Source organism: Profundibacter sp. (assembly GCF_965277155.1).
GTDB lineage: Bacteria > Pseudomonadota > Alphaproteobacteria > Rhodobacterales > Rhodobacteraceae > Profundibacter.
Genome location: NZ_CBDIBV010000010.1, coordinates 780,558 through 802,633 on the forward strand (window position 1 = coordinate 780,558; position 22,076 = coordinate 802,633).

A 22,076-nucleotide genomic window follows, 5' to 3' on the forward strand; every position below is an offset into this window, starting at 1 on the left:
CTGTTCTGTCGGGAATTGGCAGGTGTATTTTTCTGCGTAACCTCGGGAACAGCGAAACTTTTGTCCGGTGGTTCAACTGCTGTTGCGCTGACCACCTTGGATGGAACATAAGGGGGATGGGGGTGCAATTACAATGGGGAAAATAGTTAATGTGTGAATTTGCCGTCTTCTTTTCCCTAGAGCATGTCGTACCACCCCGAGGGTTGTGTCTCGAAAGTGGTGGAAATTGATTTCAGGCACCTCCGAGCGGGTTGAGTTATGCGCCGGTCAGGCGGCTTGGTCAAGGGTTGCGTCGGCGACGGGCTGAGCGAGCGTTTCCCAGCCATCGACCTTTCGCATGACGATCTGCCCCGAGGCCATCAGAGCCCAAAGCAGCATCGGCACGGTCTCGGCGCATGGCAGCACGGTCTGGGTCTTGATGCGGCGGCGGAATTCCTCGTTCAGGCGTTCGATCGCATTTGTCGTTCTGGCCGATTTCCACTGGCCTTGTGGCAGACGCGTGAAGGTGAAAAGCTTATCTCCTGCTTCTTCCAAGCTGTCAGCGACGGCCTTGCATTTCAGCCGCCATTTTCGCAGAAATGCCTTGCGGCGGGTGGCGATTTCCTCGGGTGTTTTGGCGTAGATCATGTCGCGGTAATCTTCTGTCAACTCATCATGCATACGCTTGGGTGCCTTGGCCAGAAGGTTGCGGTGCTTGTGCACCGTGCACCTCTGGATCGGCAGATCTTCACCCCAGAGGGCAATGAGAGCGACCTCAAGTCCCGGTGCCCCGTCCACGATGACAAATTCGGGCCGTTTCAACCCGCGCGCATCCAGATCGTTGATGAACTGACGCCAGGCGGAGGTGCTTTCGCCGCCCATGTTCATCAGTGATAACAAGACCTTCTGCCCATCCCGGCGCACGCCAATCGCGGCCAGAACCGAGATATTGGTGGCCTTCCTGTCAATCCGCGTTTTGATCACGGTGCCGTCCAGGATCAGCCGCACGATGTCTTCATCCGCAAGGCTGCGGGCGCACCACGCCTGCCAGTCCACCTTCACCTTGCGCCAGGCGCGGCTCACCACATCCTTGCTGACCGCCCCCTGAAACAGGCCGAACAGGGCGCGTTTTACCCGCCGTGTGTTGGTGCCCGAAAGGTAGACAGCAGCGATCAGCGCCTCGGCCTTCTTCGTCAGCCGCTGGTAGCGGGGCAATGCCTTCGAGCGCCATTCTCTGGCCTTGCCGGCCTCGCCTGTGATCCGCGCACGCGGCACGCGCACCGTTTCGGTTCCAAATGTTCCGACCAGTTGCCGCTCGCGATGCCCGTGGCGGTATCCGGCCTTTGCCCCGCCGCTGCGGCCATACCGGCAACGGCCCAGAAACTGCTCCAGCTCCTCTTCGAAAACCGCCTCGATCGTCGCGCGGATGTTCTGGCGCAGCCGGTCTTCAATCGGGTCTTAGCCTGCTTCATTGGCCAGTAGCGCGGATGTCGATGTTGCTGTATTCTTTGTCATGGCGTGATCTCCTTGGCGGTTCCAGCCGCCGGTTGGGTGGCTTCGATGCACCCGGAGATTACGCCGTCCTCGAATTTCCACCAAACTCGCGACACTACCCAAATCGAATTCGCCGACCCGACCGAACGCATTCACTTATGCAAACGCTGCCTCGGTCGGGTCAGCGAATGCTAAAATCTGATCAGGTGCGACACGCTCTAAATACTTGCACCGCAGGCATTGAAAAATCAAAGCCTGCAGCCTGTTCGCAAATAAAGCATAAACAACGATTTACAGGTAATCCGACCGCTGCAACCCGTATTTCGCCATCTTTTCGTTCAGCGTACGCCGTGGCAGGCACAACTCGTCCATCACATTGACGATGCTGCCTTTATGGCGGCGCATAGTGTTGTCGATCAGCATCCGTTCAAACGCCTCGACATACTCCTTTAGCGGCTTGCCCTCGGTGGTCATCACCGGCTGGGTTTCCTCGTTATCGGCCATCAGCAGGCTAGCAATGGTGCCCGAGCCACGACGGTTTTGCAGCACCGCCCGTTCGGCCACGTTGATCAACTGGCGGATGTTGCCGGGCCACGGGGCTTGCAGCAGTTGCGCGGCCTCTTGCGCCGAAACCTCGGGGGCATCACAGCCGTATTCCTCGGCGAATTGTTCGGACAGGCGGGCAAACAGTGTCAGGATGTCTTCACCACGCTGGCGCAGCGGTGGCAGGGTGATTTTCATCGCTGCCAGACGGTAATAAAGGTCGGGGCGCAACACATCCTCGACGGTTTTATCCTCGGCCTGAAGGTTGGAAATGGCCACGATGCGGGTTTCTGCGGGGCTGCCCTGTTCATTGATATAGGTCAGCAGGCGCGCCTGCAGGCCATCCGACAGTGCATCAATATCCTCAAGCACCAGCGTGCCGCCACGGGCTTCCTCGACCAATGGCTGCGGACCATCGTCCAGCATCGGGCCGAACAGGCGGCGACCAAGGTCTTCTTCTTCAAACGCCGCGCAGGAAACCAGCGAGAATTTCTTGCCCGCACGCGATCCCACCGCATGAAGCGCATGGGCCACCAGCGTTTTGCCGGTGCCGGTTTCGCCATCAATCAGCACATGGCCATCGGCCTGCCCCAGATCCAGAATATCCTCGCGCAGGCGCTCCATCACCGGAGAAGACCCGATAAGTTTCTTCATCACCGCCGTGCCATCGCCCAATTCGCGCCGCAACGCGCGGTTGTCCAATGTCAGGCGGCGGGTCTGGGTGGCCTTTTTGGCCAGTTCGGTCATCTTGTCGGGGTTGAACGGCTTTTCCAGAAAGTCATAGGCGCCGACACGCATCGCCTCAACCGCCATCGGCACATCGCCGTGACCCGTGATCATGATCACCGGCAGGCCCGAATCCACGCTCATCAACCGTTTCAGAAACTGCATCCCGTCCATACCGGGCATTTTGATATCACTGACCACCACACCGGGATAATCCGGCCCCAGCTTTTTCAGCGCGTCCTCGGCGTTGGCAAAGGTTTCGGTATCAAACCCCGACAGGGCCAGCCATTGGCTGATCGACTGGCGCATGTCCTGCTCGTCATCCACAATCGCGATTTTCATTGCTTGTGCCATAATTCAGTGTCTCACTCGGCTGCTTTGGTTTCATCTAACAATATGGGCAACTGCACTTCAAATACAGCCCCGCCCACCGTGGCGTTCCTTGCGGTTAACCGTGCGCCCAAGTCGTTCACGATGCCCGAGGAAATGGCAAGCCCCAAGCCAACCCCGTCGCCGGCCTGTTTTGTGGTGTAGAACGGCTCGAACAGGTTATCCAGATCCTCGATCCCTGCCCCGTTATCGCGCACCGTTAACAGCGCGGTTTCACCGGCCGCAAGCAGGATGTCGATCTGCGGATCTTTCACGGTTTTGGTGGCGTCCAAGGCATTGCGAAACAGGTTGATAATCACCTGTTCAACGCGCACCCGATCGCCCAGCACCATCACCGGTTCGCGCGGCAGGGTTTTGGTGATTTCCACATGGCGGCGTTTCAATTGCGGCTCCATCATCGACAGGGCCGAATTGACCGCATCCCTCATGTCCAAAGGCGCAAACGCATCGCCGCCTTTGCGGGCATAGCTTTTCAACTGCTTGGTAATCGCGCCCATGCGTTCAATCAGATCATCAATCCGCTGGAACGACGAAACCGCCTCTTCCGGCCGTTTTCGACGCAGCAAAAGGCGCGCGCCGGCAAGGTAGGTTTTCATTGCCGCCAAGGGCTGGTTCAACTCGTGCGACACAGCTGCCGACATTTCGCCCAGCGCCGCCAGTTTCGAGCTTTGTGCAAGGGTCTGTTCGGCCACCTGAAGGCTCTTTTCCGCCTTTTCACGTTCGGCAATTTCCCGCTGCAAGCGCTGGTTAAGCTGGCGGAGTTCTGCCGACTCGCGCTGGAAAAACCGCGACTGCACCTGCGCCTTGCGCGACAGGAAGAAAAACGTCAGCGCCAAAAGGATGGCAAATCCCATAATTTCCAGCGCCAGAACCCCGTTCACCCGCTGGCGCACCGACGCATAGGTGGTGAACGAGGTCATCTTCCACCCCTGAAAGGGTATCCGCGCCTCTTGTCGCATGACACCGGACCCCAGCAGATTTGCGGCAGTGGTCAGGGTAACCCAGTCAGTTGTTGTCTGGATTGACCGCTGGATAGCCGCTGAAGGAGACCGTAAATGAAGTGCTTCTTTTTCGTTCATACCCCTCCATGCGGGTTCGGTTGCCAAAAGGATTTCACCCTCGCTGTTGGAAACAAAAACCGCGTCCGAAATACCTGCCCAGCTATTTTGAAACTGTTTCAGGTCCACTTCGACAACAATCACTCCGATCGGGCTGCCCGCATATTCCATCTTGCGCGAGTAGGTGAACATAACAGCGCCGTTTTCATCCTTTGTGACCGTAAAAATTGTATCGTTCGAGCGCACAGCGTTTACGAAATAGGCATCCGATCTGTGGTTCGCCCCGATAAGGTTGCGATCCGATGCAGCAACCACGCGACCAGAGTTGTCCAACAACAGCAGCGAGGCCGCGCCGATCTCGTCAATATAGGAAATCAGACGTTGCGAGCTTTGGGTGTAATCCTGCGAATTCAGTGCCCCGATCAGGGTTGGATCACGCGCCAGCAATTGAGGCACAATAGATGAACGCTTCAATTCGCTGATCAGGTTCCCCGCAGATAGCGTCATGCGGACTTGTGCCCGATTGCGCGTGCTTTCAGTGAATCGCGCTGTCAGCAAGGAATTTGTGACCCAGACAACTCCAACAGCAATCGCAATCAGCAACAGAATCGCAATCCGGACACGCCAGTGGTTCTCTGGGTGGTCTTGCTCGGTTTTTGTTGTATCGGAATCCCCGCTCATAGGACCAGTCTACGCCCGAACGTGTCCCGCCTCAAGTTAGGCGTGCTGCATTGCCCCGACAACCGCGCGGAAAAGCGCCTGTCCGTCGGTGCCCCCATGCTGTGCATCCGCCGCACGTTCAGGATGGGGCATCATTCCCAGCACATGGCGGTTCTGGCTAAAGATACCCGCGATATCGGCGGTCGAACCATTGGGGTTGTCGGCATAACGGAACGCCACACGCCCGTCGCCCTCAAGGCGTGCAACAGTATCGGCGTCAGCGGTATAGTTGCCATCGTGATGGGCAATCGGGAACATCACCTGTTCGCCCTGACTGTACCCCGATGTATAGGCGCTGTCGGTGTTTTCCACTGTCAAGGGAATGGTCTTGCAGATGTATTTCAGGTTGGCATTGCGCAACAGCGCACCGGGCAGCAGGCCGGTTTCGGTCAGGATCTGAAAGCCGTTACAAACCCCCAGCACATAGCCCCCTGCCTTGGCATGATCGACCACCGCGCGGCAAATCGGGGATTGCGCCGCAATCGCACCGCAGCGCAGGTAATCGCCAAAGGAAAACCCGCCCGGAACACCGATCATATCCAGCCCCTTGGGCAGGGATGTTTCCTTGTGCCAGATCATCGTGACATCAGCACCGGCGGCGCGAAAGGCAACTTCCAGATCACGGTCACAGTTGGACCCCGGAAAAACGACAATCCCGACCAGCATCACAGTATCTCGATGCTGTAAGATTCAATCACCGTATTGGCCAACAGCTTCTCGCACATCTGGCCAACGGTCTTTTCGGCAGCGGCGGCGTCGGTTTCGGCCAGATCCAGCAGGATCACCTTGCCTTGCCGCACCCCGTTCACCCCGTCAAAGCCCAAAGCGTCCAGCGCATGGTGCACCGCCTCGCCTTGCGGGTCCAGAACCCCGTTTTTCAGCATCACAGTCACACGCGCTTTCATCCCCTGATCCCCCTAGTTGACAAGCGTTGGTTTGCCGGGCTGCGGCCCGTTCACTGGCAGCACACCCAAACGGCGCGCCACTTCGGTATAAGCATCGGCCAGATTGCCCAGATCGCGGCGGAACACGTCCTTGTCCAGTTTCTGGCCGGTTTCAACGTCCCACAGACGGCAGCTGTCGGGGCTGATTTCGTCGGCCACAATCAGCCGCTGAAAATCGCCATCCCAGACGCGGCCGATTTCGATCTTGAAATCAATCAGCTTGATGCCGACCGCCATCATCACACCGGACATGAAATCATTCACCCGCAGCGCCAGCGACACGATATCGTCCAGATCCTGCTGACTGGCCCAGCCAAAAGCGATGATATATTCTTCGGGCACCAGCGGATCTCCCAGCGCATCATCCTTATAGGAAAACTCGACAATCGGGCGCGGCAGTTGTGTGCCTTCCTCGATCCCCAAACGTTTGGAGATGGAGCCAGCGGCCACATTGCGCACGATCACTTCCAGCGGGATAATCTCCACCTGCCGGATCAGCTGTTCGCGCATGTTCAGGCGTTTGATAAAATGGGTCGGCACACCGATCTGCATCAAACCCTTCATAAAGAATTCGCTTAAACGGTTGTTCAGCGCACCCTTGCCGTCGATCACGTCCTTTTTTTCAGCGTTAAAGGCCGTGGCGTCATCTTTGAAATATTGCACCAATGTGCCCGGTTCGGGGCCTTCGTACAGGATTTTGGCTTTGCCTTCGTAAATCATCTTGCGTCGCGACATGGGGTCTCCGATCCGGTCGGGGCAGAAATTAAGTGCCTGTTGTCCGCGCCTATACGACATGCCCTGCCTTCCCGCAATCCCGCAATGGCAGCTAAGTGGCGATAAACTGTCGCTGCCCCCTTGCGATATGGCCCGCGCAAGGGCATATCGGGTAGGAACACGAACCCTTTTTCCCAAGCGAGGATATAATGAGTACATTCGACGACCGCGAAACCGCCTTCGAGAACAAATACGCCCATGACGCCGAAATCCAGTTCAAGGTTAATGCGCGCAGTCATAAGCTGTTGGGCCTGTGGGCCGCCGAAAAGCTGGGCAAATCCGGGGACGAAGCGGAAAGCTATGCCAAGGAAGTGGTCATTTCCGATCTGGAAGAAGCCGGTCACGAGGACGTTGTACGCAAGGTTGCCAGTGATCTGGGCGACAAAGCCAGTGCCGATGAAATCCGCGCCAAGATGGACGAATTTTTTGTCGAAGCAAAGAAACAAGTCATGACCGAAGACTGATTGGCCAATACGGATTACGACAAGGGCATCTGTTTTGCAGGTGCCTTTTTTAATAGAATTTCGAATTTTCCCACAACCGGCCACCTTTCTTAACGCCATTTTCAAGATCATTATGATCAATATGCGTTTGCACTAATGCCTTTACCGTGGCATTGGACCAGCAACAGCCGCCTTTGTGCGGCCGAATTTCGTGCATGAAAGGCTATTTCAAATGACCAACGCCCTATCGCGTATGCTGGCTGAGCGGGACTGGATTTTGGCGGACGGGGCCACAGGCACCACGCTGTTCAACATGGGCCTAAGTTCGGGCGATGCGCCGGAACTCTGGAACGTCGACCACCCGGAAAAAATCCGCGCGCTTTATCGCGGCGCAGTGGATGCGGGCAGTGATCTGTTTTTGACCAACAGCTTTGGTGGCAACGCCTCGCGCCTGAAACTGCACGGCGCTGAATCGCGCGCCCGTGAATTGTCGCGCATCTCGGCTGAACTGGGCCGCGAAGTGGCCGATGCCTCGGGCCGGACCATCATCGTTGCAGGCTCGGTCGGACCGACCGGTGAAATCATGGCCCCGATGGGGGAATTAACCCACGAGTTGGCCGTCGAAATTTTCCACGAACAGGCCGAGGGCCTGAAAGAAGGCGGCGTGGATGTTTTGTGGTGCGAAACCATTTCCGCCCCCGAAGAATACAAAGCCGCCGCCGAAGCCTTTGCACTGGCCGATATGCCGTGGTGTGGCACGATGAGCTTTGACACCGCCGGACGCACCATGATGGGCCTGACATCTGCCGGCATGGTCGATATGGTCGAAAAACTGAAGAACCCACCGATTGCTTACGGGGCCAACTGTGGTGTCGGTGCTGCGGATTTGCTGCGCACCATTCTTGGCTTTGCCGCGCAAGGGTCGGAACGCCCGATCATCGCCAAAGGCAACGCCGGTATCCCGAAATTCCACGATGGTCACATCCATTACGACGGCACACCGGAACTGATGGGAAAATACGCCTGTCTGGCCGCCGATTGCGGTGCCAAAATCATCGGCGGGTGCTGTGGCACCACGCCCGAACATCTGGTCGCCATGCGCGCCGCGCTGGAATCCCACACACCCGGCCCGCGCCCCTCGCTCGAGGCAATTGCCGAGGTGCTGGGCGGCTTTTCATCCGCTTCGGACGGCACCGATGACGCCACCCCCGCCGCCCGAAAAAACCGCCGCCGTAGCAGGGGTTAGCCTCGTTTTGGTCGTTGCCGGAGCGGTCCATGTCGCAAGTGGCCTATACCGGCCAGCGACAAAACGCCAATCTGGTGAAATAGAAAACCGCGCGACATGCGCCTGTCAGGGAAAGAAACCATGGCCGAAGAAGATGATCTGATCCTCTCCGAACTGTCTGACGACGAACTTGTGCTGCAAATGCACGATGACCTGTATGATGGCATGAAAGAGGAAATCGAGGAAGGCGTGGCCATCCTGCTGGACCGTAAGTGGGAGCCTTACAAAGTCCTGACCGAAGCACTGGTTGCCGGCATGACCATCGTCGGGGCCGATTTTCGCGATGGCATCCTGTTTGTGCCCGAGGTTCTGCTGGCCGCCAACGCGATGAAGGGCGGCATGGCCATCCTGAAACCGCTGCTGGCCGAATCCGGCGCACCGCGCATGGGCAAAATGGTAATCGGCACCGTAAAGGGCGACATCCACGACATCGGCAAAAACCTGGTTTCGATGATGATGGAAGGCGCCGGTTTCGAGGTGGTCGATCTGGGCATCAACAACCCGGTCGAGGATTATCTGGACGCCCTGACCCGCGAAGACGCCGATATTCTGGGCATGTCCGCCCTGCTGACCACCACCATGCCCTATATGAAGGTTGTGATCGACACGATGGTCGAAAAAGGCATCCGCGATGATTACATCGTGCTGGTCGGCGGCGCCCCCTTGAACGAGGAATTCGGCAAAGCCATCGGCGCCAACGCTTACTGCCGCGATGCGGCGGTTGCGGTGGAAACGGCCAAAGACCTGATGTTGCGCAAACATAACCAGATGGCGGCGGGCTGATCCGCCAAGGCGGGATCATGACACCTGACGATAAAACCCTGACCGAAAGCGGGTTTGCCCCAACCGGGGACAAGGCCCGCATCCTGCTGCTGGCCTGCGGGGCGTTGGCACATGAAATCCTGTCGCTGATCAAACTGAATGGCTGGGATCACATCAGCCTGACCTGCCTGCCCGCCAACCTGCATCTTTATCCCGATCGCATTCCCGCCGCAGTCGAGGAAATCGTGCTTAAACATCATGCGGATTATGATGATATATTCGTGGTTTACGCCGATTGCGGCACCGGCGGGTTGCTACAGAAAAAATGTGCGGAACTGGGCATAGAGATGATGCAGGGGCCGCATTGCTATTCGTTTTACGAGGGAAATGACACCTTTGCCAAGATTTCCGAAAACGAATGCACGGCCTTTTACCTGACCGATTTTCTGGTTCGCCAGTTTGATGCCTTTGTCTGGAAACCAATGGGGCTGGACCGGCACCCGGAATTGCTGGAAATGTATTTCGGCAATTACGAAAAGCTGGTGTATCAGGCGCAAACAAATGCGCCCGAACTGGATGAAAAGGCCCGCGAATGCGCCAGACGCATGGGGCTGACCTATGAGCGGCGTTTTACCGGATATGGTGATCTGGCGACAACGCTGGATCAGGTCGCAACCTAACCCGCCGCTGCCTCGCCTGCGATTTTGCGGATGCGTTCCACCATTGCCCGCAACCCGTTGCTGCGCTGCGCTGATAGATGGTCGTTCAACTGAAGCCGCGCCAATTCGCCACCCGCGTCCACCTTCAGCACCTCAGCCACCGTCAACCCGTTGAACAGCGCTGTCAGGACTGCCACCAGACCGCGCACGATCATCGCATCGCTGTCGCCGCGAAACCGGAACACCGCCTCAGGCCCGCTGCCGTCAACCTGTGCTGCGATCCACACCTGCGAGGTGCAGCCGTCCACTTTGGTCGCGGGCACTTTCAACGCATCCTCCAGCGGGTCCATCGCCTTGCCCAGATCAATCACGAACCGATAACGGTCCTCCCAATCGTCCAGAAATTCAAAATTCTCTACGATGTCTTCAAAGGCTTCGGTTGCCATCTGCCTGCTCCTTCATTTGTGTCCCATCAGATAGTGGGCCAAAGCAGAAAGGTCCAGACCGCACAAGACGGGTTTTCAAACCCCGCGCAATCGGCTAATTCGGTTACATGGAACGAAGGGGCCTGACACCATGAGAACACCGATCGCTGCATTATTGCTGGGCACGCTTGTGCTGACAGGCTGTGCCACCAAACTGAACCCGTTCAATTGGTTCAAACGCGGCAGCACACAGGAAACGCTTGCCGAATTGCCAGACCCGACCGTGATCAATGATAATCGCGCCTTGGTGCAACAGGTGGTGTCCTTGTCGGTCGACAAAACCCCCGGCGGCGCCATCATCCGTGCAACCGGCCTGCCCCCGACCCAAGGATACTGGGATGCCGAACTGGTCCCCGAGAATGGTGAAGAGCCGGTAAAAGGCGTGCTGACATATCAATTCCGCATCGAGGAACCGATTGATTTCCAACGTGTTTCCACCCCGCAAAGCCGCGAAGTGGTGGTGGCGCGATTTGTGTCGAACATCAAATTGGATGGCGTGCGCCAAATCCGTGTGGTCGGGGCGAAAAACGCCCGTTCGACCCGCCGTTAAAGGTCTACAACCTTAACCGCTGTGCCCTGCGCTGTCAGGGCGATCTTACCGTCACACAGACGCAAGGCATCTTTGCCGAACACCTCGTTACGCCAACCCGACAGGGATTTCCCGTTGCGCTGGCCTGCCGCGATCTTGTCCAGTTCGGCGGATGTGGCGATCAGCTTCAACGCCACGCCGGCCTCCTCGGCCTTGGATTTCAACAGCACCCGCAACAGATCGGCCAACGCCGGATTGACCTGTAGCTTTTCGCGCGATTTGTCGGGTTTGGGGAAATCGGCGGGATCGGCGACCAACCCTTTGGCGACGGCGGCCAATATACCCTCGGCAATCTCGCCCTTGCGGGCTTCGCGTTGCAACAGGCGTGAACGGCCCAGATCCTGCATGGTCTTTGGCTTGGTCGAGGCCAGTTCCAGCATCGCCTCGTCCTTGTAGACCCGATTGCGCGGCACATTGCGCCCTTGGGCATAGATTTCGCGAAACGCCGCCAGTTCTTTGACAATCGCCATGAAGCGGCCGGAATTGCTGCGGGTTTTCACCCGTTTCCACGCGTTTTCGGGCTGGATGATATATGTTTCGGGGCTAAGAAGAACTTTAAGTTCCTCTTCTACCCATTTGGTTCTGTTTGTTTTTTCAATCTTGCCCTTCAGGAATTCGTAAATCACCCGCAGATGGGTCACATCCCCGATCGCATAGGTTTTCTGTGCATCCGTCAGGGGGCGGCGTGACCAGTCGGTAAAGCGGGATGACTTGTCCAGCGATTCTTTGGCGATCTTGCGCACCAGTGTTTCATAGCCCACCTGCTCGCCAAAATCACACACCATAGCGGCGACCTGGGTGTCGAACAACGGCTTGGGAAACACCCCGCCTTCGATAAAGAAAATCTCAAGGTCTTGACGTGCGGCATGGAACACCTTGACCACATCCTCGTTGCGAAACAGATCGTACAGTGGTTCCAGCGACAGCCCGTCGGTAGTGTCGCGAGTTTGGTGGAAATTCGAGGACGGCGTAATCTCCGGGTGCATCGAAGCCACCCAACCGGCGGCTGGAACCGCCAAGGAGATCACGCCATGACAAAGAATACAGCAACATCGACATCCGCGCTACTGGCCAATGAAGCAGGCTATGACCCGATTGAAGACCGGCTGCGCCAGAACATCCGCGCGACGATCGAGGCGGTTTTCGAAGAGGAGCTGGAGCAGTTTCTGGGCCGTTGCCGGTATGGCCGCAGCGGCGGGGCAAAGGCCGGATACCGCCACGGGCATCGCGAGCGGCAACTGGTCGGAACATTTGGAACCGAAACGGTGCGCGTGCCGCGTGCGCGGATCACAGGCGAGGCCGGCAAGGCCAGAGAATGGCGCTCGAAGGCATTGCCCCGCTACCAGCGGCTGACGAAGAAGGCCGAGGCGCTGATCGCTGCTGTCTACCTTTCGGGCACCAACACACGGCGGGTAAAACGCGCCCTGTTCGGCCTGTTTCAGGGGGCGGTCAGCAAGGATGTGGTGAGCCGCGCCTGGCGCAAGGTGAAGGTGGACTGGCAGGCGTGGTGCGCCCGCAGCCTTGCGGATGAAGACATCGTGCGGCTGATCCTGGACGGCACCGTGATCAAAACGCGGATTGACAGGAAGGCCACCAATATCTCGGTTCTGGCCGCGATTGGCGTGCGCCGGGATGGGCAGAAGGTCTTGTTATCACTGATGAACATGGGCGGCGAAAGCACCTCCGCCTGGCGTCAGTTCATCAACGATCTGGATGCGCGCGGGTTGAAACGGCCCGAATTTGTCATCGTGGACGGGGCACCGGGACTTGAGGTCGCTCTCATTGCCCTCTGGGGTGAAGATCTGCCGATCCAGAGGTGCACGGTGCACAAGCACCGCAACCTTCTGGCCAAGGCACCCAAGCGTATGCATGATGAGTTGACAGAAGATTACCGCGACATGATCTACGCCAAAACACCCGAGGAAATCGCCACCCGCCGCAAGGCATTTCTGCGAAAATGGCGGCCGAAATGCAAGGCCGTCGCTGACAGCTTGGAAGAAGCAGGAGATAAGCTTTTCACCTTCACGCGTCTGCCACAAGGCCAGTGGAAATCGGCCAGAACGACAAATGCGATCGAACGCCTGAACGAGGAATTCCGCCGCCGCATCAAGACCCAGACCGTGCTGCCATGCGCCGAGACCGTGCCGATGCTGCTTTGGGCTCTGATGGCCTCGGGGCAGATCGTCATGCGAAAGGTCGATGGCTGGGAAACGCTCGCTCAGCCCGTCGCCGACGCAACCCTTGACCAAGCCGCCTGACCGGCGCATAACCCAACCCGCTCGGAGGTGCCTGAAATCAATTTCCACCACTTTCGAGACACAACCAGCCCGTCCACCAGCGGATCGACCAGAACCGCGCAGTCCTTATCATCGCCTTTGACCGCCAACTGGACCAGGCACAGTTTGGAATAATAGGTGCGTTCGCGTAAAAATTCGGTGTCGATCGTCACATAGGGGTGTTTGGCGGCCATTTCGCAAAAATCGGCCAGCTGTTGCGTGGTGGTCAGGGTTTTCATAAAGGTCTGCTGCTCAATTGGGACTGGTTGGCGGCTTCTTACGCAATTTGCGCAGAAATGGAAAGCCTCAGGGCAAATTGACCACGGTTTTGTCCCCCGCCGCAAAACGGCGCAACACGTCAGGATAAAGCCGATGTTCCATCGGCAGCACGCGGGCGGCCAGGGTTTCCGGGGTGTCACCCGGTAAAACCGGCACCCGCGCCTGCCCCAAAACGGGCCCGCCATCCAGTTCGGCAGTGACCAGATGCACGGAACAACCGGCCTGTTTATCGCCGGCCTCGATCGCGCGGGCGTGGGTGTGCAACCCTTTGTATTTGGGCAATAATGACGGGTGGATGTTCAAAATCCGGCCCTGCCAGCGGGTGACGAAATCAGCCCCCAGCACCCGCATGAAACCGGCAAGGCAAATGATGTCGGGTTGAGCCTGTTCCAGCCTGCGGGTCAACGCGGCCTCGAACGCGGCGCGGTCCTTGCCAAAGGGGCGATGATCAACCACCGCCGCGGCAATCCCCATATCCGCTGCCTTTTGCAAGCCACCGGCATTCGCATTATTGGCCAGCACAAGAACGGCGCGTGCGGGGTGGTCCCCTGTCATCGACTGCGCCAGGGCCACCATGTTCGAGCCACCGCCCGAAATCAGTATCGCCACCCGTTTGTTCACAAAAGCGCGCCTGTATAGGAAACGCCCGACCCGTCAGCCACCTGACCGATGCGGAACACCGTTTCGCCCTCGGCCAGCAATAGTTCGGTGATGGCATCTGCGCGATCTGCAGATACGGCCAGCACCATGCCGATCCCGGCGTTGAAAGTTTTCAGCAGTTCGGACTGCTCCATGCCGGCCGTTTCGGTCAGCCATTTGAACACCGGCGGCAAGTCCCATGCCGACAGGTCCACCTGTGCCCCCATCCCTTCGGGCAATACCCGTGGCACGTTTTCCGTCAACCCGCCGCCAGTGATATGGGCCAGCGCATGCACACCCCCTACCCGTATCGCCGCCAGCGTCGATTTTACATACAGCCGTGTGGGCGCCAGCAGAGCCGTGCCAAGGGGACCATCGCCAAACGGGCAATCCGCGTCCCAGCCAAGGCCGGAAACCTCGACCACCTTGCGCACCAGCGAATATCCGTTGGAATGCACCCCGTCACTGGCCAGCCCCAGCAACACATCCCCCGCCGCCACACCATCCGGCAGGGCCATTCCACGCTCCATCGCGCCCACGGCAAAACCGGCCAGATCAAAGTCGCCATCGTGGTACATCCCCGGCATTTCCGCCGTTTCGCCGCCAATCAACGCGCAACCGGACAATTCACAGCCCTTGGCGATACCCTCGATAATCTGCGTGGCCTGATCCAGTTCCAGCTTGCCTGTGGCGAAATAATCCAGAAAGAACAGCGGTTCGGCCCCCTGACAAATCAGGTCATTCACACACATCGCCACCAGATCAATGCCGATGGTGGATACATTGCCGGTATCAATCGCAATCCGCAGCTTGGTGCCAACCCCGTCGGTCGCGGCCACCAGCACAGGGTCGGTATAGCCCGCGCCCTTCAGATCAAACAGCGCGCCAAAGCCGCCCAGCCCCGACATTACCCCGGGCCGTGTGGTGCGTTTGGCGGCGGGTTTTATCCGCTCGACCAGCGCGTTGCCCGCATCAATATCCACACCGGCATCGGCATAGGTCAAACCGTTTTTACCCGAAGTCATCTGGCAGCACCCCTTGGAATAGAATCCGTTTAGCAGCGCAGTAACAACTCTGCCCCCTTCTGTCCATCATAACGGGCAAAACACCCCTTGACCAAAGGGCTGCACACAAATACCCATGCGCCCATGACTACAGTGGGCCTGTAGCTCAGTTGGTTAGAGCAGAGCACTCATAACGCTTTGGTCGCAGGTTCGAGTCCTGCCGGGCCTACCATGGTTTTCTAACAGTGCTTGTTTACGAAATAGCCTGCAAACAGGCATCGGCATCAATCCGTTTGATCACGGCATTTTCCGGCGGGATGGCCAGATCGGGACAGTTGGCTTGCAAATGCAGCTTCATTTCCGCCCCTGTCATCGGATCCAGACCCTCCTTGCGCCGTTTTGCCTGAATCAGGGAAACAACACCGGCCACAATACCACTGGCCGCCGAGGTCCCCCCGAACGAGGCAAACTGCGAACGCTGCATAATCGAGGATTCGTACCCCGTTTCCTCGATCGTGGAAACGCCGCCATCTTCGGCCCCGAAGGCACCCGGCACATCTGTGGACAGGACGCCCCATGTGGAATAATCCCCTGCATCCGCAGGCTCGGACCCGGCCTGTGTGACAACATGGTTGTGCATCGTGCGCCCCTTTGGATCAAGGCGCAGTTCCTTGTGGGTCCAGACCGGTGCGTCATCACTGGGGGCATAGACCGTCACGTTCCTTGTGTTGGTATAGGAACTCGGCTTGCGCTTGCCGTTGATTGCCCCGACCGAGATCAGTGCATTATCGGGACCAGCCAGTGACGCCGGATAAACCGTTTCACTTTTGAACCCGTTGTTGCCTGCGGCAATGATCACCGGCACACGCGCTGCTATTTCCAGCAGCAGGGATTCGAAAATTTCCGAATGCCGTTTCACAACCGGATCGGTATCAATCCGCGAGGCGCGTTTGTCTTTTGGACGGTGCGGATCAACCTTGTTGCCTTTGGCCGTCGGCATATAAATCGCGCGCGGGATGCAAATGGCATCGGCCCCCATGCCAACCGCATAAAGCAGCGCATGGATCAGCCCGATGAATTCGGGCCGAAAACTGGTGTTTAGCGGCAACAGGCGGCAACGGGGATCAGCACCGAAATAGGCGATAGCCTCGGCACATTCTTCGGGCATCACGGCAGGGGCACGCGCCCCCACAACACCGGCCAGCAATGTGCCATGTGTCGGCAGATCATCTGCATATGTGGTGACCGAGCGGACAACACCCTTTGTATTTTCAAGGGCATCGATGATGTCACTCACCCCTTGTATATCGGTTTCCTGATCAAAATCGCTAATACGTTGCCAGAAGTTCGGGTCAGCCGCATTAGCGGCATCAAAATGGTTCAGGCGGCCTTCGCGGTCCGTGGTGCATTTTTCCGTTTCATCCGCTGCGTCTTCGTCATCCAACGGACGTATAATCGCCCCGAAATCATGGGTGGCAAAATCTATGCCTTCGACCATGCCACCGGCATTCCCCACCGCTGGCAAATAGGGGTGTTGCGATGAACAGCCGTTGTCAATCATCACCACAAGCGACGGTTCCACTGCATCGTCATACAGATCATCCCAGACACTGCCGGTAACCTCGTAATGTGGCAGGCCCTCGCCTTCGGCCAGTTCAAGGGTTATCACGCCCGCATCATGCAGATGCCACAGGTAATGGGCGTATTCGCTGTCACGGTTCAGATCATTTACCGGCATTATATCCACTCCTGCATCGCGGCGAACACCTGTTCGCGGCATAATTCGATCATGTAAGGGCAGAACCATTTGGCCAGCAAACGGCCTGCATCTGTGTCAGACGGGTAGTGGATACCGGCATATTCGCGGTTTTCACCCACCCGTTGCGCAACTAAAGAACAATTCCGGCATCGCCCCGACTTCGGGTACCATGCGCGACAGAACCTCGGCGACGGAATACATCTGGAATGTATGGTTTGACGGATAGGCATTATGCGGCGGGTTGCCGACAAAGGGGCGTAATGTCGGATCAATCAGGTTTGGCCGTGTGCGGCTGAATTTGTCCTTGTAGTGAAACCCGACAACGCCTGCGACATCAATCACCGTCCGGATCAGGGTTTCAGTGGCACCATACCCGCCCAGTTCTTCAATCCCCATTGGCCGTAAAATATCGCTGATATCTTCGGTCGTTGCCTGATCCATGATTTCGGACTGACGCAAAGGGTCTTTCATCAAGCGTTTTTGATATTTATGTAAATGCTTGATCTCTTTGATAAAAGTTTCATCCTGATCCGGCGGGGCGGGCAATGGCAGGTTTTCCCAGGCAAACCGTTTTGCCTTCAATTCTTCTGGCAATTGCGCCCAGAACAGCTCGCGAAATTCGTACCAGTTCTGTAACGGTGCACCGCCCCCTGCTGCCGCCACATTGCTGCGGGACCGCGACCGGCTGCGTGATCTTGAGCGACTGCGGGACCGGCTGCGCGATCTGGACCGGCTAAGCGCACCGGAACCGGTTGCCGCCGCCCCTGCCCCTTCGCCCGATCCGGTTCCGAACGCACTGATCAGCTGTGACACGCCCCCCGGTTCCACATGGACCAGTTTGCTGTTTCTGTAGACCAGCAAATTGCCACTGATCGACTCGGAAAATTTTGGATACACAATAGTATCTGGCATAATCATATTCCTTAGGGAACCTCTAAAAATCCCCCAAAATCCGGCCTGACGGGGTAGAATCGTCATCAGGATGAAAATGATTCGACCGACGGGGTTTTGTCATGGGTCAGATGGGATTTTTTGATCTTTCCAGCCGATACGCGGGACTGGACAAATCTGGTGATCCGCTGGTGTTGCTCAACGACATGGTGCCGTTCGAGGATTACCGGGACGAGCTGAAGGCCATATGGCGCACGCCGCCCGAACAGCGCAAATCCAACGCTGGCCGCCCGCCTTGGGATGAGGTGCTGATATTCAAGACGATGGTTTTGCAGCAGCTCTACAACCTCTCTGACGATCAGATCGAGTATCAGATCCGCGACCGCCTGTCGTTCATGCGGTTTCTCGGCCTTGGCATTGAAGACAGCGTACCTGACGCCAAGACCATCTGGGCCTACCGTGAAAGGCTGGCCGGGGCCGGGAAGATGAAGGAGCTGTTTGACAAGTTCGATGCCTTTCTGCGCGAAAAGGGCTATCTGGCGATGGGCGGGCAGATTGTTGATGCGAGCATCGTTCCGGCGCCGCGCCAGCACAACAAAAGGGACGAGAACGAGAAAATCAAGGCGGGCGAAACGCCTGAAGAGTGGGAGGAAAAACCCCACAAGAAGCGCCAGAAGGACGTGGATGCGCGCTGGACGAAGAAGCACGGCAAGAGCTATTACGGCTACAAGAACCACATCAATGTCGACCGGCGGCACAAATTCATCCGCGCTTATGATGTCACCGATGCCGCCGTGCATGACAGCCAGGCGCTTGCCGGTCTGATTGATGCGAGCAACACCTCATCGGACCTGTGGGCCGACAGCGCCTATCGCTCGCAAAAGATCGAAAGCGAGCTGGAAGAGCGGGGGCTTCACAGCCATATCCATCACAAGGGCAGGCGCGGCAAGCCGCTTGGCGAGCGCCAGCAAAAGGCCAACCGGAGGCGCTCGAAAGTGCGGGTCCGGGTCGAGCATGTATTCGCTTTTCAGGAGCGCTCCATGGGCGGCAAGCTGATCCGCTCCATCGGCCTGAAGCGGGCGCGATTTCGCATCGGGATGATGAACCTGGTCTACAACATGAAGCGCTTCGTCCAGTTCGAATGCGGCCTGGCGGCGCCGGGATAAGGGTTCATGGGGTGAGGTGTGCCTGAAATACCCAAAACCGGCTTGAAACCGGTGAAAATGGGTTTATGATCCGAAGCAATCAGGCGGGACAGGCGAAAAACCGTCCACCCCGCCGCGAAGAAGGCGAAAACGGGAATTTACAGAGGTTCCCCATAGATTAACACACCCACCAGCACCGCCCCGCCAAAGAACAGGAATAGCGCCTGATAGGGCTGTGCGGGATCCGTTGCGCCGACCAAAGCCGCCCCATGTACCCGCCCGCTTAGCGATTGCAGGATGCCCGCGCCACCAATCCCGAACAGGTTCAGCAATGTCACCCCCCGCCCCGTCAGATGCGGCGGGATAAAGGCCCGCGCATGCGCGATGATCACAGCAAAGCTGGCGGCAAACAGACCCACAGCCGCCATCATCGCAATGGAAAACCACAGGTTGCTGGCAGGCAGAAAATACAGCGAAAGCAGCGAAATCGCCGCCGCCAGATTGCCCCAGAACACGATCCACTTGCGGGTCGGGAACAAACGATCCAGCGGTCCGTAAACGAAATTTCCCAGCGCCATCGCCAGCCCCATTGCCAGCGTCGCCTTGCCGATCATTGCCGCATCGGCGGTAAACACATCGCTCAGGTAGGGCCCGATCCACAGGCCGCGGATACCGGCAGCGGCCGCGTAATTCACCGTCATCATCGGGAAGATTAGCCACAGCGCGGGCATTTTCAGCAGGCTGAAAACAGAGCCTTGGGCATCCTGTTCATGCGCCGGTGTTTCCGGATCTTTGACAAATAGCAGGATTGCCAGCGCAACAGCCAGCGTAATGGCCGCCAGCGCAAACAATGTCTCGCGCCAACCGAATGTTTCACTGGCCCATGTCATCGGCAGGGAACTGGCGATATTGCCCAGTGACCCGAACCCGATGATCGCCCCGGCAAGCGAGGCAAACACAACGGGCAGAAAGCTGCGGGCGAAGATGTAGAAAGAGGCCATCAACACCGGCGCGCATCCGATCCCCAACAGCACCATCGCGATGATGATATGCAGCGGCGATTGCGCCAGTCCGAACACCAGCGCGCCACCGGCCCCGCCAAAGGCCAGCAGGATCGACGCGGTGCGCTTTGGCCCGATCTTGTCCAGCGCCCATCCGACCGGCAATTGCATCACCGCAAAGGCCAGAAACCACATCCCCGAGGCCAGCGACAAATCATCCGGCAACGCCCCGATATCCGCCTTTAACGCAGGCGTCAGCACCGCCAGAAAAGCGCGGTAAAACTGGCTGAGCATATAGGCCAGAACGAGGGTGAAAATTCCGAGTTTCATCCGCAGCAGTTTTCACGGCTTGGGGCGGGATGCAAGTTTTATTACCAGTGGGGGGATCGTTTGCTGAATGATGTCGGCTCATGGTCCGAGGTGGTTTTGTCCGAGGCTTTGGTCGAGCCGCTGTGGGCGTATAATCTGACGGTCGAGGGGTGGCAAACAGCGGGATACCTTGCCAGTCAAGAACATCCCCGTTTATTCCCTCGCCCCCTTGCCCTAAGATACCCGTAACAACAGGCAAGGAGCGGTGATGTTACGGACATTGGGACGGGGTCTGATGGCCCTGATGCTATTGGCGGGCTGTGTGCCCGAGCAGCAGGTGCAAACCGGCGGGCAATGTGTGCCCAAACCGGCGTTTCAGGCTCCGCCGGTCAATCCTTGCGCCGATTCCGAACGGGTCCGGCTGACCATCGTGGGCGATGTGTTGCTGCATTGGCCGATCCAGCAAACCGGCTATCGGTATGGTTTTCGCAAGATGTGGGCGCAGGCCGATCCCTATCTGGCGTGGGGTGATCTGACCATCGGCAATATGGAAGGCCCCGTTGCGCCGGGGGTGGATCAATCGGGCCGTCAGGTGGGCGATCCGGGGCCGGTTTATGGCACCGGCGTCTATACCGGCTTTCCGATGTTCAACTACCATCCACAGATTTTGAAGGAACTGAAAGCCTCGGGGTTTGACCTGATGACCACCGCGAACAACCACGCGATGGATCGCGGGTCACTGGGCGCAGATATGACATTGCGCGAAATGTCCAAAGCGGGGTTGGGGGCTGTGGGAACGATCCGGTCGGGCGCGGCGCGGCGGTTTGCGGTGCGACGGGGCACGGCATTGGGCACGGTTTCCTTTATCGGGTGCAGCTTTTCGACCAACGGCAACCCTGATCCGAAACGGCAGGTTTTGCTTTGCTATGGCAATCGCAGCGAATTGCTGTCGCTGGTGCGACGCGAGGCGGCCGATCCATCTGTTGCGGCGGTGATCGTGCTGCCGCACTGGGGGCAGGAATATTCCTCGACTCCCGACACACAGCAAGTGGCGCTGGCCCGTGATCTGGCAGCGGCGGGGGCTACGGCAATCGTGGGCACCCACCCCCATGCGGTGCAACCGTTTCGTCTGTTGAATACGGGGCGCGGGCAGGTGGTGCCGGTGGTTTATTCCACAGGGAACTTCATTGCGATGCAGACCGAAATGCCCTCGATCGTGGGGGCAATAGCCCTGTTGGAGATGTGCAAGGCACCAAACGGCAAGGTGCTGACGGTAAATCGTCTGGGCTGGATTGCCGAACAGATGCATTTCACCAAAACCAAATACTGGATGGAGATCGCGCCCGTGGGGGCCACAGGAGACAAAGGATTGCCCTATCGCCATCTATCCAAGATCGCACCCGGTTTTTCAGCCCAGCCGCAGGCGTGTCGCTAGGCTTTGCCCAGCGCCCGACTGCGTTCCAGCAACTCGTCACGATTGGCGGCGATGTCGGCAATGGTCAGCCTATCCAGAACGGCCATAAAGGCGGATGTGGCCTCTTGAATGGCAAAGGACAGGCGGCAAACGCCCGACAGCAGGCAGGTATTTTTGCTGGGGTTGAAACACTCGACCACATCCAGATTACCTTCGGTCAGGCGCACCACTTCGCCAACGTTGATCTGGTCCGCCGGCCGCGCCAGCCGAAACCCGCCGCCACGCCCGCGCTGGGTTTCCAGATAGCCCGCCTTGCCCAGTTGATGCACGATTTTCACGATGTGCGGGCGGGCCAACCTATGCACCTTGGCTACATCATCAACCCGCAACAGATTCGGGTCATGCAGGGCAGCCATTTGTAACGTGCGCAGAGCGTAATTCGTGTAACTCGTTAGATTCATAGGTATTTCCGCTTATTCCAAGGTGCGACAATAAAGATATATTTCAG

General features: G+C 57.9%; 21 protein-coding genes, 1 tRNA gene and 2 pseudogenes. 9 read left to right on the forward strand and 15 right to left on the reverse strand.

Annotation, left to right across the window (positions count from 1 at the left end):
* Positions 1 to 267: 267 nt before the first annotated feature.
* The 6 genes and pseudogenes from ACQY4M_RS11875 to purC all read right to left on the reverse strand — a co-directional run bounded on the left by ACQY4M_RS11875 (position 268) and on the right by purC (position 6,589).
* Positions 268 to 1,494, reverse strand: a pseudogene (locus ACQY4M_RS11875) (IS256 family transposase).
* 270 nt (positions 1,495 to 1,764) lie between these two features.
* Positions 1,765 to 3,096 carry a sigma-54-dependent transcriptional regulator gene (locus ACQY4M_RS11880; RefSeq protein WP_428544152.1) on the reverse strand — a complete coding sequence of 444 codons (1,332 nt, stop codon included), beginning with the start codon at positions 3,094 to 3,096 and terminating at the stop codon, positions 1,765 to 1,767.
* A gap of 11 nt (positions 3,097 to 3,107) precedes the next feature.
* Positions 3,108 to 4,871, reverse strand: a complete 1,764-nt coding sequence (locus tag ACQY4M_RS11885; RefSeq protein WP_428544155.1) for a sensor histidine kinase — start codon at positions 4,869 to 4,871, stop codon at positions 3,108 to 3,110.
* Between the two features lie 36 nt (positions 4,872 to 4,907).
* Positions 4,908 to 5,576: a phosphoribosylformylglycinamidine synthase subunit PurQ gene (gene purQ, locus ACQY4M_RS11890; RefSeq protein WP_428544158.1), complete on the reverse strand. Its 669-nt coding sequence runs from the start codon at positions 5,574 to 5,576 to the stop codon at positions 4,908 to 4,910.
* On the reverse strand, positions 5,576 to 5,815 hold the full coding sequence (gene purS, locus ACQY4M_RS11895; protein WP_428544161.1) for a phosphoribosylformylglycinamidine synthase subunit PurS: 240 nt from the start codon (positions 5,813 to 5,815) through the stop codon (positions 5,576 to 5,578). Before purS ends, purQ begins: the two co-directional genes overlap by 1 nt.
* A 12-nt stretch (positions 5,816 to 5,827) precedes the next feature.
* Positions 5,828 to 6,589, reverse strand: a complete 762-nt coding sequence (gene purC / locus ACQY4M_RS11900; protein WP_428544164.1) for a phosphoribosylaminoimidazolesuccinocarboxamide synthase — start codon at positions 6,587 to 6,589, stop codon at positions 5,828 to 5,830.
* A gap of 188 nt (positions 6,590 to 6,777) precedes the next feature.
* On the opposite strand from purC, the gene ACQY4M_RS11905 reads away from it, so the two are divergent.
* The 4 genes from ACQY4M_RS11905 to ACQY4M_RS11920 all read left to right on the forward strand — a co-directional run bounded on the left by ACQY4M_RS11905 (position 6,778) and on the right by ACQY4M_RS11920 (position 9,798).
* Positions 6,778 to 7,092 (forward strand): DUF1476 domain-containing protein, encoded by a 315-nt coding sequence (locus ACQY4M_RS11905; RefSeq protein ID WP_428544167.1) that lies wholly within the window; start codon positions 6,778 to 6,780, stop codon positions 7,090 to 7,092.
* Positions 7,093 to 7,303: 211 nt separating this feature from the next.
* On the forward strand, positions 7,304 to 8,317 hold the full coding sequence (gene bmt, locus ACQY4M_RS11910; protein WP_428544170.1) for a betaine--homocysteine S-methyltransferase: 1,014 nt from the start codon (positions 7,304 to 7,306) through the stop codon (positions 8,315 to 8,317).
* A gap of 120 nt (positions 8,318 to 8,437) precedes the next feature.
* On the forward strand, positions 8,438 to 9,139 hold the full coding sequence (locus ACQY4M_RS11915) for a corrinoid protein (RefSeq protein WP_428544173.1): 702 nt from the start codon (positions 8,438 to 8,440) through the stop codon (positions 9,137 to 9,139).
* 17 nt (positions 9,140 to 9,156) lie between these two features.
* Positions 9,157 to 9,798: a DUF1638 domain-containing protein gene (locus tag ACQY4M_RS11920; protein WP_428544176.1), complete on the forward strand. Its 642-nt coding sequence runs from the start codon at positions 9,157 to 9,159 to the stop codon at positions 9,796 to 9,798.
* Here ACQY4M_RS11920 and ACQY4M_RS11925 read toward each other — a convergent pair.
* Positions 9,795 to 10,223, reverse strand: coding sequence for a SufE family protein (locus ACQY4M_RS11925; RefSeq protein ID WP_428544179.1), 429 nt, complete (start codon positions 10,221 to 10,223; stop codon positions 9,795 to 9,797). The genes ACQY4M_RS11920 and ACQY4M_RS11925 overlap by 4 nt on opposite strands.
* 130 nt (positions 10,224 to 10,353) lie before the next feature.
* Between ACQY4M_RS11925 and ACQY4M_RS11930 the strand changes: the two genes are divergently transcribed.
* The gene (locus ACQY4M_RS11930; RefSeq protein ID WP_428544182.1) at positions 10,354 to 10,812 is read left to right on the forward strand and encodes a hypothetical protein; all 459 of its coding nucleotides are present in this window, start codon (positions 10,354 to 10,356) and stop codon (positions 10,810 to 10,812) included.
* Here ACQY4M_RS11930 and ACQY4M_RS11935 read toward each other — a convergent pair.
* Positions 10,809 to 11,837 carry a ribonuclease D gene (locus ACQY4M_RS11935; RefSeq protein WP_428544185.1) on the reverse strand — a complete coding sequence of 343 codons (1,029 nt, stop codon included), beginning with the start codon at positions 11,835 to 11,837 and terminating at the stop codon, positions 10,809 to 10,811. The two genes, ACQY4M_RS11930 and ACQY4M_RS11935, sit on opposite strands and share 4 nt — an antisense overlap.
* Positions 11,838 to 11,882: 45 nt before the next feature.
* Between ACQY4M_RS11935 and ACQY4M_RS11940 the strand changes: the two genes are divergently transcribed.
* Positions 11,883 to 13,109: an IS256 family transposase gene (locus tag ACQY4M_RS11940; RefSeq protein WP_428544510.1), complete on the forward strand. Its 1,227-nt coding sequence runs from the start codon at positions 11,883 to 11,885 to the stop codon at positions 13,107 to 13,109.
* Positions 13,110 to 13,174: 65 nt separating this feature from the next.
* Here ACQY4M_RS11940 and ACQY4M_RS11945 read toward each other — a convergent pair.
* From ACQY4M_RS11945 to purM, 3 genes and pseudogenes are all read right to left on the reverse strand, one after another.
* Positions 13,175 to 13,366, reverse strand: a pseudogene (locus ACQY4M_RS11945) (ribonuclease D); the annotation flags it as partial.
* Between the two features lie 67 nt (positions 13,367 to 13,433).
* On the reverse strand, positions 13,434 to 14,027 hold the full coding sequence (purN, locus tag ACQY4M_RS11950; RefSeq protein ID WP_428544188.1) for a phosphoribosylglycinamide formyltransferase: 594 nt from the start codon (positions 14,025 to 14,027) through the stop codon (positions 13,434 to 13,436).
* Positions 14,024 to 15,070 (reverse strand): phosphoribosylformylglycinamidine cyclo-ligase, encoded by a 1,047-nt coding sequence (gene purM / locus ACQY4M_RS11955; RefSeq protein ID WP_428544191.1) that lies wholly within the window; start codon positions 15,068 to 15,070, stop codon positions 14,024 to 14,026. The genes purN and purM overlap by 4 nt, the downstream gene beginning before the upstream one ends.
* A gap of 134 nt (positions 15,071 to 15,204) precedes the next feature.
* On the opposite strand from purM, the gene ACQY4M_RS11960 reads away from it, so the two are divergent.
* Positions 15,205 to 15,281 (forward strand) — tRNA-Ile (locus ACQY4M_RS11960).
* Positions 15,282 to 15,302: 21 nt separating this feature from the next.
* Here ACQY4M_RS11960 and ACQY4M_RS11965 read toward each other — a convergent pair.
* Both ACQY4M_RS11965 and ACQY4M_RS11970 read right to left on the reverse strand, forming a co-directional pair.
* Positions 15,303 to 16,787 (reverse strand): S8 family serine peptidase, encoded by a 1,485-nt coding sequence (locus ACQY4M_RS11965; protein ID WP_428544194.1) that lies wholly within the window; start codon positions 16,785 to 16,787, stop codon positions 15,303 to 15,305.
* 132 nt (positions 16,788 to 16,919) lie between these two features.
* Complete coding sequence (locus ACQY4M_RS11970) at positions 16,920 to 17,621, reverse strand: hypothetical protein (protein WP_428544197.1); 702 nt, start codon at positions 17,619 to 17,621, stop codon at positions 16,920 to 16,922.
* A 200-nt stretch (positions 17,622 to 17,821) separates the two neighbouring features.
* Here ACQY4M_RS11970 and ACQY4M_RS11975 point away from each other — a divergent pair, with 200 nt between their 5' ends.
* Complete coding sequence (locus ACQY4M_RS11975; RefSeq protein WP_428539227.1) at positions 17,822 to 18,865, forward strand: IS5 family transposase; 1,044 nt, start codon at positions 17,822 to 17,824, stop codon at positions 18,863 to 18,865.
* 137 nt (positions 18,866 to 19,002) lie between these two features.
* Here the strand turns inward: ACQY4M_RS11975 and ACQY4M_RS11980 are convergent, their stop codons facing one another.
* Positions 19,003 to 20,175, reverse strand: coding sequence for an MFS transporter (locus ACQY4M_RS11980; protein WP_428544200.1), 1,173 nt, complete (start codon positions 20,173 to 20,175; stop codon positions 19,003 to 19,005).
* 247 nt (positions 20,176 to 20,422) lie between these two features.
* Here ACQY4M_RS11980 and ACQY4M_RS11985 point away from each other — a divergent pair, with 247 nt between their 5' ends.
* Positions 20,423 to 21,589 (forward strand): CapA family protein, encoded by a 1,167-nt coding sequence (locus ACQY4M_RS11985; protein WP_428544203.1) that lies wholly within the window; start codon positions 20,423 to 20,425, stop codon positions 21,587 to 21,589.
* Here ACQY4M_RS11985 and ACQY4M_RS11990 read toward each other — a convergent pair.
* A complete protein-coding gene (locus ACQY4M_RS11990; RefSeq protein WP_428544206.1) occupies positions 21,586 to 22,029 on the reverse strand; it encodes an RrF2 family transcriptional regulator in 444 nt (147 codons plus the stop codon). The two genes, ACQY4M_RS11985 and ACQY4M_RS11990, sit on opposite strands and share 4 nt — an antisense overlap.
* Positions 22,030 to 22,076: the final 47 nt, after the last annotated feature.

What these genes read in the sequence shown, in the direction of transcription:
- ACQY4M_RS11920 (WP_428544176.1), top strand. Translation starts at nt 9,157, where the DNA reads ATGACACCTGACGATAAAACCCTGACCGAAAGCGGGTTTGCCCCAACC.
- ACQY4M_RS11905 (WP_428544167.1), top strand. Translation starts at nt 6,778, where the DNA reads ATGAGTACATTCGACGACCGCGAAACCGCCTTCGAGAACAAATACGCC.
- ACQY4M_RS11925 (WP_428544179.1), bottom strand. Translation starts at nt 10,223, where the DNA reads ATGGCAACCGAAGCCTTTGAAGACATCGTAGAGAATTTTGAATTTCTG.
- ACQY4M_RS11985 (WP_428544203.1), top strand. Translation starts at nt 20,423, where the DNA reads ATGTTACGGACATTGGGACGGGGTCTGATGGCCCTGATGCTATTGGCG.
- ACQY4M_RS11880 (WP_428544152.1), bottom strand. Translation starts at nt 3,096, where the DNA reads ATGGCACAAGCAATGAAAATCGCGATTGTGGATGACGAGCAGGACATG.
- ACQY4M_RS11975 (WP_428539227.1), top strand. Translation starts at nt 17,822, where the DNA reads ATGGGTCAGATGGGATTTTTTGATCTTTCCAGCCGATACGCGGGACTG.
- bmt (WP_428544170.1), top strand. Translation starts at nt 7,304, where the DNA reads ATGACCAACGCCCTATCGCGTATGCTGGCTGAGCGGGACTGGATTTTG.
- ACQY4M_RS11940 (WP_428544510.1), top strand. Translation starts at nt 11,883, where the DNA reads ATGACAAAGAATACAGCAACATCGACATCCGCGCTACTGGCCAATGAA.
- ACQY4M_RS11885 (WP_428544155.1), bottom strand. Translation starts at nt 4,871, where the DNA reads ATGAGCGGGGATTCCGATACAACAAAAACCGAGCAAGACCACCCAGAG.
- ACQY4M_RS11980 (WP_428544200.1), bottom strand. Translation starts at nt 20,175, where the DNA reads ATGAAACTCGGAATTTTCACCCTCGTTCTGGCCTATATGCTCAGCCAG.
- ACQY4M_RS11915 (WP_428544173.1), top strand. Translation starts at nt 8,438, where the DNA reads ATGGCCGAAGAAGATGATCTGATCCTCTCCGAACTGTCTGACGACGAA.
- ACQY4M_RS11990 (WP_428544206.1), bottom strand. Translation starts at nt 22,029, where the DNA reads ATGAATCTAACGAGTTACACGAATTACGCTCTGCGCACGTTACAAATG.
- ACQY4M_RS11965 (WP_428544194.1), bottom strand. Translation starts at nt 16,787, where the DNA reads ATGCCGGTAAATGATCTGAACCGTGACAGCGAATACGCCCATTACCTG.
- purS (WP_428544161.1), bottom strand. Translation starts at nt 5,815, where the DNA reads ATGAAAGCGCGTGTGACTGTGATGCTGAAAAACGGGGTTCTGGACCCG.
- purM (WP_428544191.1), bottom strand. Translation starts at nt 15,070, where the DNA reads ATGACTTCGGGTAAAAACGGTTTGACCTATGCCGATGCCGGTGTGGAT.
- purQ (WP_428544158.1), bottom strand. Translation starts at nt 5,576, where the DNA reads ATGCTGGTCGGGATTGTCGTTTTTCCGGGGTCCAACTGTGACCGTGAT.
- ACQY4M_RS11930 (WP_428544182.1), top strand. Translation starts at nt 10,354, where the DNA reads ATGAGAACACCGATCGCTGCATTATTGCTGGGCACGCTTGTGCTGACA.
- ACQY4M_RS11935 (WP_428544185.1), bottom strand. Translation starts at nt 11,837, where the DNA reads ATGCACCCGGAGATTACGCCGTCCTCGAATTTCCACCAAACTCGCGAC.
- purC (WP_428544164.1), bottom strand. Translation starts at nt 6,589, where the DNA reads ATGTCGCGACGCAAGATGATTTACGAAGGCAAAGCCAAAATCCTGTAC.